6 protein-coding genes, 1 tRNA gene and 1 pseudogene are annotated in these 9,800 nt (G+C 37.6%); 5 read left to right on the forward strand and 3 right to left on the reverse strand.

The window, feature by feature from the left end; genetic code table 11:
- Positions 1 to 251 precede the first annotated feature (251 nt).
- Together BSCG_RS01075 and BSCG_RS01070 are read right to left on the reverse strand one after the other, a co-directional pair.
- Complete coding sequence (locus tag BSCG_RS01075) at positions 252 to 1,130, reverse strand: DNA/RNA non-specific endonuclease (protein ID WP_008777497.1); 879 nt, start codon at positions 1,128 to 1,130, stop codon at positions 252 to 254.
- Between the two features lie 27 nt (positions 1,131 to 1,157).
- Positions 1,158 to 1,739 carry an epoxyqueuosine reductase QueH gene (locus BSCG_RS01070; protein ID WP_008777498.1) on the reverse strand — a complete coding sequence of 194 codons (582 nt, stop codon included), beginning with the start codon at positions 1,737 to 1,739 and terminating at the stop codon, positions 1,158 to 1,160.
- Positions 1,740 to 1,843: 104 nt separating this feature from the next.
- On the opposite strand from BSCG_RS01070, the gene BSCG_RS01065 reads away from it, so the two are divergent.
- Positions 1,844 to 3,883: a DUF3352 domain-containing protein gene (locus tag BSCG_RS01065; RefSeq protein ID WP_008777499.1), complete on the forward strand. Its 2,040-nt coding sequence runs from the start codon at positions 1,844 to 1,846 to the stop codon at positions 3,881 to 3,883.
- A gap of 108 nt (positions 3,884 to 3,991) precedes the next feature.
- Positions 3,992 to 4,064, forward strand: a tRNA-Thr gene (locus BSCG_RS01060).
- 221 nt (positions 4,065 to 4,285) lie between these two features.
- On the opposite strand, the gene BSCG_RS01055 is transcribed toward BSCG_RS01060, so the two are convergent.
- On the reverse strand, positions 4,286 to 5,494 hold the full coding sequence (locus BSCG_RS01055; RefSeq protein ID WP_004307234.1) for an ROK family transcriptional regulator: 1,209 nt from the start codon (positions 5,492 to 5,494) through the stop codon (positions 4,286 to 4,288).
- A 334-nt stretch (positions 5,495 to 5,828) separates the two neighbouring features.
- Between BSCG_RS01055 and BSCG_RS01050 the strand changes: the two genes are divergently transcribed.
- From BSCG_RS01050 to BSCG_RS01040, 3 genes and pseudogenes are all read left to right on the forward strand, one after another.
- Positions 5,829 to 7,703, forward strand: a complete 1,875-nt coding sequence (locus tag BSCG_RS01050) for an FAD-dependent oxidoreductase (RefSeq protein ID WP_008777500.1) — start codon at positions 5,829 to 5,831, stop codon at positions 7,701 to 7,703.
- A 44-nt stretch (positions 7,704 to 7,747) separates the two neighbouring features.
- A pseudogene (locus tag BSCG_RS01045) lies at positions 7,748 to 8,846 on the forward strand (DUF4434 domain-containing protein).
- Between the two features lie 5 nt (positions 8,847 to 8,851).
- On the forward strand, positions 8,852 to 9,800 hold a 949-nt coding region (locus BSCG_RS01040), incomplete at its 3' end, for an MFS transporter (RefSeq protein WP_008777502.1).

A 9,800-nucleotide genomic window follows, 5' to 3' on the forward strand; every position in this document is an offset into this window, starting at 1 on the left:
TGTTTCCAGAGTAGTTCCATTATTCCCATATATTGTGGGACTATTTTCCCGCAATATATGGGAATGTTTTCTCATAAAATAAGGGAATACTTTCCCACAATATGTGGGAATAAGACAATCTCTTGACGTTACAATGGGAAACCTTGAGAGTAATACAACAACTCCCTTTTATTGAAGTGCGAGTCTGTTTGTAACTAGAATGCCATTGGCACAAGGAAATGAATTCATTTCAGAGAAACGAGTTTTGCTACTTAATTAGGCCACAGGGAGTAATTAATATCTGCTTCTATTTTGTTTTCTATCTCATCGGGCAGAGGTGCGAAGAAATCCATGTTAGTCAGGTTCTCGATGCTATCTATTGTTACTGCATAGGATGATAGAGGTTCTACTGCCTGCTCATTATTAAATAAGAAACCGATAGCTCGCATCGGCTTGACAAAAGGAGAAAGGACTACTTTAAAAAACTTTTGAGGGACTACGACTTTATTCTTTCCGATTGTTTTGGGATATTTTTCAATAATAGGTCCACATATAATAATGATGGCACTGTCTGCTATAGCCCAATCCCGGATCTTTTCTTCCAGATTTTTCCATCCTCTTCTGTTTAGTTGTGGATGTTGCGGACACATATTGCTGAAATAAAATGATTCTTTCATGGCTTCAGGACTCCATTTCATATCTGCGGCGGGAGCCATATGACCTTTGTCATATCCTGAACGGGTATAGTCGGCATTCGTTGCAATCGGTCCTGTCACTAATGGATCGGCAATAAAGCGATTACCTCTTTTTTCTTTTCCTTTGGTTTCTTCCCTGGTTAATTCGTAAGAAACCCAGTTGGGGATTTTTAAATCTTTGTTGTATGATACCGTATATCCGCTATGCCGGATGATTTGTTCTTGCCGGGGAACTAGTGATACAGGTGTCTCCAGATCTTTGCCGGGTGGAATTTGAAAGGAAGTATCAGTTTGTGGTTCGTTATTTTTCTGGATATTAATCTGCTGGCAATACAAATAAACACCAAAAAGAATAGGAATGAGCACAATAATGGCGATGATACATCCTAATCTATTATTAGAGTGTGATTTCTTTTTGAATAGTTTTCTGTTTTTACCTTTTTTATTTCGATTCATTGATTGGCTGGTGATGACAGGTTTGTTTTATTCTTCTTTTCTCATGCTGAATTCGCAACCGCAATATTGTTGGTTGTAAAAGTTGTATTCTTTAATGATGGCAATACGTCGCTCGCTAAGTCCCCCTTTCCGCCAATTCTGTTCCCAGTACGTAACATCCGGGTAAGAGGCGGTAGCATATTGTCCGGCTTCATTGATCTGCTCCAGACTTTTCCAACGGCTGGAGGCAAGTGTCGTGGTAATTACAGAGAAACCATGTTCGTGTGCGTAACGGGCTGTCTCCAATAAACGCAGTTTAAAACAACGCAGGCAACGTCCTCCTCTTTCAGGTTCCTGCTCCATTCCTATTATGTGACATCGCCAGTTTTCATGATCGTAATCAGCATCTATGATCTCCAATCCCAATGATTGGGCATAGCGCGTACATTCTTCTTTTCTTATCATATACTCTTCCTGCGGATAAATATTAGGATTGCAATAATAAATAACGGGGGTGATATGATGTTGCATCATACATTCAATAATGGCTGATGAACAAGGAGCACAACAAGTATGAAGCAAGACTTTATCGGCTCCTCCCGGAACTTCGAGTTGGAATTTCTTTTTCATGCTGTAAAGTTAGTACATATTTACGATACGAGTCAATGGTTTATGTTTTATTCAGAATAGTTTTTTTAGTATCTTTGTCCACTCAAGTTTATAACAGAACAATAATGAATGAATTAAATTGCGGGCAAGAAGAGCAATATGCAGGCCCGGAGAAGAAAAAAAGTACCTCGAAAATTGTAAAGAGAACTTTAGTTGTGGCTGCATTAGCTTTGGCGGTATATGTTGTATATTCCGTAGTTTATTTATTTGTTTCGCCTGATCGTAATATTCAGCAAATCTATCTGGTTCCCGAAGATGCTGCGTTTATCATTCAATCATCGGCCCCGATTGAAGATTGGGAAAAGTTTAGTGGAAGTGAAACATGGCAATGTCTGAAGAAAGCGAAATCTTTCGAGGAAGTAACGGAGAGTGTAGAGAAGCTCGATTCAGTAGTCAAAAGCAATAAAGTGTTGTTGTCGCTTGTTGGTGAACGGGATATGCTTATTTCGCTTCACAAGACCCGTGCCACAAAGTGGGATTTTCTGCTGATTCTGGATATGCAGAAAACATCGAAAATGGATTTATTGAAAGATCAGGTGGAAACCGTATTGGTCATGAGTGGCTTTACTGTCACCAACCGGATGCATAACGGCATTAATATCCTTGAAATGCGTGATTCTGAAACAAGGGATATTTTCTATATTGCTTTTGTGGATAATCATTTGGTAGGATCTTATACGTCCGGGCTTGTCGAATCGGCTATTGATTCGCGTAATAAACCCAAAATCGGACTCGACCAGTCTTTTATTGAAACGGAGAAGTTGGTTTCCGGCAAGGGGCTTGTCAGAGTCTTTATTAATTATGCGCGCGTACCTCAATTCATGTCTATTTATCTGGGGGCAAGAAACGAATACATTGATCTGTTTAGCAATTCTATGAATTTTGCCGGACTTTACCTAAATACGGATAAGGAGCGGATGGAAGTGAAAGGGTATACGTTGAGAAAAGATTCTGCCGATCCTTATGTCACTGCTTTATTGAATTCGGGAAAACATAAAATGAAAGCGCATGAGATTCTGTCCGGGCGGACGGCTCTTTATACCAATATAGGTTTCAACAACCCGGTAACTTTTGTAAAAGAGCTGGAGAATGCGATGTCGGTTCATAATAAACAATTGTATGATTCTTATCAAAGTTCCCGGAAAAAGATTGAAGGGTTATTCGGGATATCTTTGGAAGAAAACTTTTTGAGTTGGATGTCGGGAGAATTTGCTATTACGCAATCCGAACCGGGGTTGTTGGGGCATGACCCAGAACTAATTCTGGCTATCAGAGCTAAAAGTATAAAAGATGCCCGTAAGAACATGGAATTAATAGAAAAGAAGATTAAGCGGCGCAGTCCGGTTAAGATAAAGACGGTCAATTATAAAGATTTCGAGATTAATTACGTCGAAATGAAAGGCTTTTTCCGCCTGTTCTTTGGAAAACTATTTGATAAATTTGAAAAGCCATATTATACTTATGTCGATGATTATGTAGTTTTTAGTAATAAGGCTGCATCTTTGCTCTCTTTTGTGGAAGATTACGAGCAGAAGAATTTATTGAAAAATAATCCGGGATTTGAAAATGCGCTTTCCTATTTAAAGTCAAGTTCTACCATTTTCTTATATACGGATGTGCACAAGTTTTATTCCCAACTGAAACCTATGATGAATCCTGCCACATGGAATGAAATACAATCCAATAAAGATATTCTGTATTCGTTTCCTTACTGGACTATGCAGGTTATAGGAGATGGACGGTCAGCTTCTTTGCAATATGTGATGGATTACAGTCCATATCAACCGGAGGAGGTTGTTGCCATTGCTACCGATGAAGATGATGAGGAAATGAACGAAGATGCTGAAACTGAAAAAGAACAGATGAGCGAATTGAAGCGTTTCTATGTCGAAAAGTTTGAAGGAAACGTTTTGAGGGAGTTTTATCCGGAGGGAGCGTTGAAGAGTGAAGTGGAAGTAAAGGAAGGAAAACGTCACGGTCGTTACCGTGAATATTATGAAGATGGGACATTGAAGCTTCGTGGAAAGTATGCAAATAATAAACCGAAGGGTACATGGAAGTACTATACCGAGGACGGGAAATTTGAACGCAAAGAAAAGTTCTAGATTACGTCAACAAAAGTTGATTTAAAAATTATGCTCAAAAAATAATCGGATTCTTTTTGTTTTCTCAAATAAAGCTGTAATTTTGCACGCCGTAAACGAGAGACAAACGCCGCTATAGCTCAGTTGGTAGAGCAACGCATTCGTAACGCGTAGGTCGCCAGTTCAAGTCTGGCTAGCGGCTCTCAAATTAGAACGCTGATTATTAATTAATAATCAGCGTTCTAATTTTTACAGGATTCCCTATTCTTATTTTAAAAGGGAAATCCTGCGTATGTAATAGATGTGAAATATAAAAATGTAATCTATGTTGAGTCGTATTATTGTTTTAGTGGTTGCCGGAGTAGCCGTAGTCTATATCGTTCGCTTTATAGATAACTTTTTCTCCCAGCGTAGAAGATAAAACTAGCTTTCAAACATTCTGCTGCGTGCGAGCATACAAGCGCCAACGATGCCGGCTTTGTCTTTCAGCTTAGATGTGATGATGGCTGAATCTTTATTAACCAGATTTAGAGAGTACTTGCGTACGGCTGTTTTTATGGGCTGGGTGATATAATCGCCAGTTAAAGATAAAGTTCCACCTATAATGACCAGTTCCGGGTTGAAGATATTGATTAGCCCGGCAATCTGTTTGCCCAGTTTCTGCCCGATTTCTTCTACAATTTCAATGCAAAGCAGGTCTTCTTTATTCACAGCGGCAATGATCTCATCAAGAGTGATCGGATTTTCCTCTGTGGCGATTCGTGTAGATAGAATGGAACTTTCCCCACTTTGAATACGCTCTAATAAGATACGATGAAGTGCCGATCCGGAAGCTTCCGTCTCCAAGCAACCTTTTTTTCCGCAATGGCAGATTATCTCATTATCATAAGCACTCATGTGTCCAAATTCACCGGAGAATCCGGATTTTCCGGTATAAATCTTACCATCAATAATAATTCCGATACCTACTCCCCAGCTTACATTTACAAAAATGATATCCTTTTCTCCTTTCACGCAGCCTTGCATGTATTCGCCATAAGTCATGGCACGCGTGTCATTATCAATGGTTACTTTATATCCCAATTTTTCGGATAATACATCCGCCAACGGCCTTTCCTCAAAATTGAATTGACTGAAGCTATACCCTGATTCAGGATTTACACGTCCCGACACATTTACATTAATATTTAAGATCTTTTCTTTATTAATAGTGAGCTTTTTTATAAAATTAAGAATATGCTTGCATAACTCATTCATCCCTTCGATTGAGTTCTCAAACTTATAAGGTATATTCATTTTTAATTCTACCATATCACCTTTGAAATTTATCAGTCCGATATTGACGGCGAATCTTTTGATGTCTACACCCAAAAAGTAACCGGATTCCGGATTAAGCCCATAGAGGTTGGGATGGCGTCCGCCACTAGTCTCCAATTTGCCATAATCATTAATATATCCGTCATCACACATTTCACCGATAAATTTGGTGACGGTTGGTACACTTAAATCCAGCTCTTTTGAAAGATCGGGAATTGTGGAACTTCCATTATATATATAATGTGTAATAATCCTCTTTTTGACGAGAGCACTTTTAGAGCCCTTTTCTATTTCTTTCAAGAATTGTTGGTTCATAACTATGCATATTTGGTAATTCACACAAAGATAATTAATTTTTTTATTAATACGTGGTTTTGAAGCCTTGAAAATTAGAATATCTTGAATGTTATATTTCCTATATACTATGTAATGGATTTATATATAGGATAATGTAGCTATGGATGATTGTGGATATAATAAATGAAAGAAGACGATTTGTGAGGTAATTCCCCCTTCTATTAATTAATAATGCAAGAAATAATGATTTTATTAATAAAATATTTTATTATCTATTGTTTATTTAATAAATATAGCTATATTTGTGCCGTGATATTATTAATAAAACTCTATATCCTTAAATGAATTTAGTATGAGAAACTATTTTTTAGGTCTGTGTTTATTATTTGCTTTGTGTTTTACAGCATGCTCTCATTCGGATGATTCTGTTGATGTGCTAATTATTGGTGGAGGTGCCAGTGGAGTGACTGCTGGTATTCAGTCTGCTCGAATGGGGGCTGCAACATTGATAGTAGAAGAAACAGAATGGCTGGGTGGAATGCTTACATCTGCAGGTGTAAGTGCTGTTGACGGAAACTATGATTTACCGGCAGGTTTGTTTGGTGAGTTTCGCGAACATTTGGCAGATTATTATGGTGGACTTGATTCTCTAAAAACCGGTTGGGTGAGTGCAGTGTTGTTTGAACCTTCAGTCGGAAATAAAATTTTCCATGAAATGGTTGACGCGGAGAAAAATCTAAAAGTATGGCATAATGCTACCTTGGTAAAGCTGGAAAGAGAGAAAGATGTTTGGATTGCTCAAATTCAGATGCAAGATCATACGATTAAAAAAGTAAGTGCTAAAATATTGATTGATGGTACCGAGTTAGGGGATATAGCAAAAATGTGCGGTGTGAAGTATGATATCGGTATGGAAAGCCGTCATGATACAAAGGAAGATATTGCTCCGGAAGAGAAAAATAATATAGTTCAGGATATTACATATGTAGCAATTTTAAAAGATTATGGCAAAGATGTGACTATTCCTTGTCCTGAAGGATATAATAAGGATGAATTTGCTTGTGCTTGTGCCAGTCCTGTTTGTATCACGCCTAAAGAACCGGATCGTGTATGGTCTAAGGAAATGATGATAACTTATGGAAAACTTCCTAATAATAAATACATGATTAATTGGCCGATAGAAGGCAATGATTATTATGTAAACTTGGTCGAAATGACCCGTGAGGAACGTGAAGAAGCTCTGAAATATGCAAAACATTATACGATGTGTTTCGTCTATTTTCTTCAACATGAATTAGGTTTTAATACATTGGGCTTAGCTGACGATGAATATCCTACTGCTGACAAATTACCCTTTATTCCTTATCATAGAGAGTCTAGGAGAATCCATGGATTAGTGCGCTTTAATCTAAATCATGTTTGTGAACCGTTCAAACAGTCCCAACCTCTTTATCGTACTTGTATTGCTGTAGGAAATTATCCTGTGGATCATCATCATACCCGTTATCATGGATATGAAGAATTGCCTAATCTTTATTTTCATCCGGTACCTTCATACGGTTTGCCTTTAGGAACTTTGATTCCAAAAGATGTTAAAGGATTGATCGTTGCTGAAAAATCAATATCTGTTTCTAATATAATTAATGGTACCACTCGTTTGCAACCGATGGTTATGCAGATCGGACAAGCAGCGGGAGCATTGGCAGCCCTTGCAGTGAAAGAAAATAAGAGTATTAGCGAGGTGTCTGTTCGTGAAGTGCAAAATGCAATATTGGATGCGAAAGGATATTTATTGCCTTATTTAGATGTTGCAATAGATCATCCGATGTTTAAATCGTTGCAACGTGTAGGTTCTACAGGAATTTTGAAGGGTATAGGTAAAAGTGTCGATTGGGCTAATCAAATGTGGTTCAGAGCAGATACTTTGTTATTGGCGAATGAACTGGAAGGATTAGGTGATGTCTATCCCTTTGTCAATAAGCAAGTTATTGAAGGTAATAACACCATATCAATTCAGAAAGCTACAGAGATGATAGGAGAGATTGCCGAAAAAGAAGGTATCGAAATAAAGGAGGGTAGAGTAGAAGAGATATGGAATGAATTTGATTTGAAGAATTTTGATATGGATCGAGATATTCTACGAAGTGAAATGGCAATTTTGATTGATCAGATATTAGATCCTTTCAATAATAAAAAAGTAGATATTACAGGACAGTATATTCAATAGGTAATGATAATATAAGTGTTAACTGCTGTTTTAATTAAACTAATATGAAAACATTAGATCGAAGAGATTTTCTAAAAAAAAGCGACATTAGCTGGTGCATCAGCTTTGGCTGTACCAACTTTGTTTGAATCTTGTACTTCAAAGGCTAGTGCCAGTACAGTAGTGGTAGCTGATGGTTTGGAAAGTAAACTCATTGTTCCTAAAAACAATGGATTAAAAATCACCGGAACTTTTTTGGATGAGATTTCACATGATATTCCACATCAAAACTGGGGTGAGAAAGAATGGGACATGGATTTTCAGCATATGAAAAATATAGGAATTGATACGGTAATAATGATCCGTTCGGGTTATCGTAAATTTGTAACTTTTCCTTCTCCTTATCTGCTGAAGAAGGGGTGTTATATGCCTTCTGTTGATTTGGTAGATATGTTTTTGCGTTTGGCTGAAAAGTACGGAATGAAATTCTATTTTGGACTATACGATTCGGGCAAATACTGGGACACAGGAGATATGACTTGGGAGGTGGAAGATAACAAATATGTGATTGATGAGGTCTGGGAAAATTATGGTTCCAAGTATAAAAGTTTTGGAGGATGGTATATCAGTGGTGAAATAAGTCGGGCAACGAAAGGTGCGATTGGTGCTTTCCATACATTAGGAAAACAATGTAAGGATATATCTAATGGATTGCCGACTTTTATATCGCCTTGGATTGATGGAAAGAAAGCAATAATGGGAACGACGAAAATGACTAAAGAAGATGCCGTTTCTGTACAACAACACGAAAAAGAATGGGATGAAATTTTTGATGGAATTCATGATGTGGTAGATGCATGTGCATTTCAAGATGGTCATATTGATTATGATGAATTGGATGCATTCTTTTCTGTCAATAAAAAATTAGCAGATAAGTATGGTATGCAATGTTGGACAAATGCCGAATCTTTTGACCGTGATATGCCTATTCGTTTTCTACCCATTAAGTTTGATAAACTTCGGCTGAAACTGGAAGCTGCCAAACGTGCCGGATATGATAAGGCTATTACTTTTGAATTTTCTCATTTTATGAGTCCACAGTCAGCCTATTTGCAAGCTGGTCATTTATATGACAGATATAAAGAATATTTTGAAATAAAATAAATGTTATGAAGTCTACAATCAATTTTGGTTATCTTATATTCCTTTCTGTTGTGGCAGCATTGGGAGGCTTTTTGTTCGGATATGATACCGCAGTTATATCGGGAACAATTGCCCAGGTGACTCAACTATTTCAGTTAGATACGTTACAACAGGGATGGTATGTAGGATGTGCTTTAGTAGGCTCTATTGTAGGTGTTCTTTTTGCAGGAATCCTAAGTGATAAGTTAGGAAGAAAACTTACGATGGTTATTTCAGCCGTATTGTTCTCTACATCAGCTTTGGGTTGTGCACTATCTGCCGATTTTACTCAATTGGTGATCTATCGGATAATAGGTGGAGTAGGGATAGGGGTTGTTTCCATTGTTTCTCCTCTTTATATATCTGAAGTAGCCGTGGCACAGTATAGAGGACGCCTAGTGTCATTGTATCAGTTGGCTGTAACAGTCGGTTTCTTAGGAGCTTATTTAGTTAACTATCAATTATTGGCATGGGCGGAGAGTGGTACGCAATTGAGTGTGGATTGGTTGAATAAAGTATTTATAACTGAAGTATGGAGAGGTATGTTGGGGATGGAAACATTGCCAGCAATCTTATTCTTCATAATCATATTCTTTATTCCGGAAAGTCCTCGCTGGTTAATCGTGCGTGGAAAGGAATCGAAGGCTGTAGATATATTAGAAAAAATATATAATTCAATTACAGAAGCGAAAAGTCAATTAAAAGAAACGAAATCTGTACTGACCTCTGAAACGAGATCGGAATGGTCGTTATTAATGAAGCCTGGAATCTTCAAAGCTGTTATTATCGGTGTTTGTATTGCCATTTTAGGGCAATTTATGGGAGTGAATGCAGTGCTTTATTACGGCCCTTCTATTTTTGAAAATGCAGGACTTTCAGGTGGCGATTCTCTTTTTTACCAAGTTCTGGTAGGACTAGTCAATACTTTGACCACCA

It is taken from the genome of Bacteroides sp. 2_2_4 (assembly GCF_000157055.1).
In the GTDB taxonomy this organism is placed as follows: Bacteria; Bacteroidota; Bacteroidia; order Bacteroidales; family Bacteroidaceae; genus Bacteroides; species Bacteroides ovatus.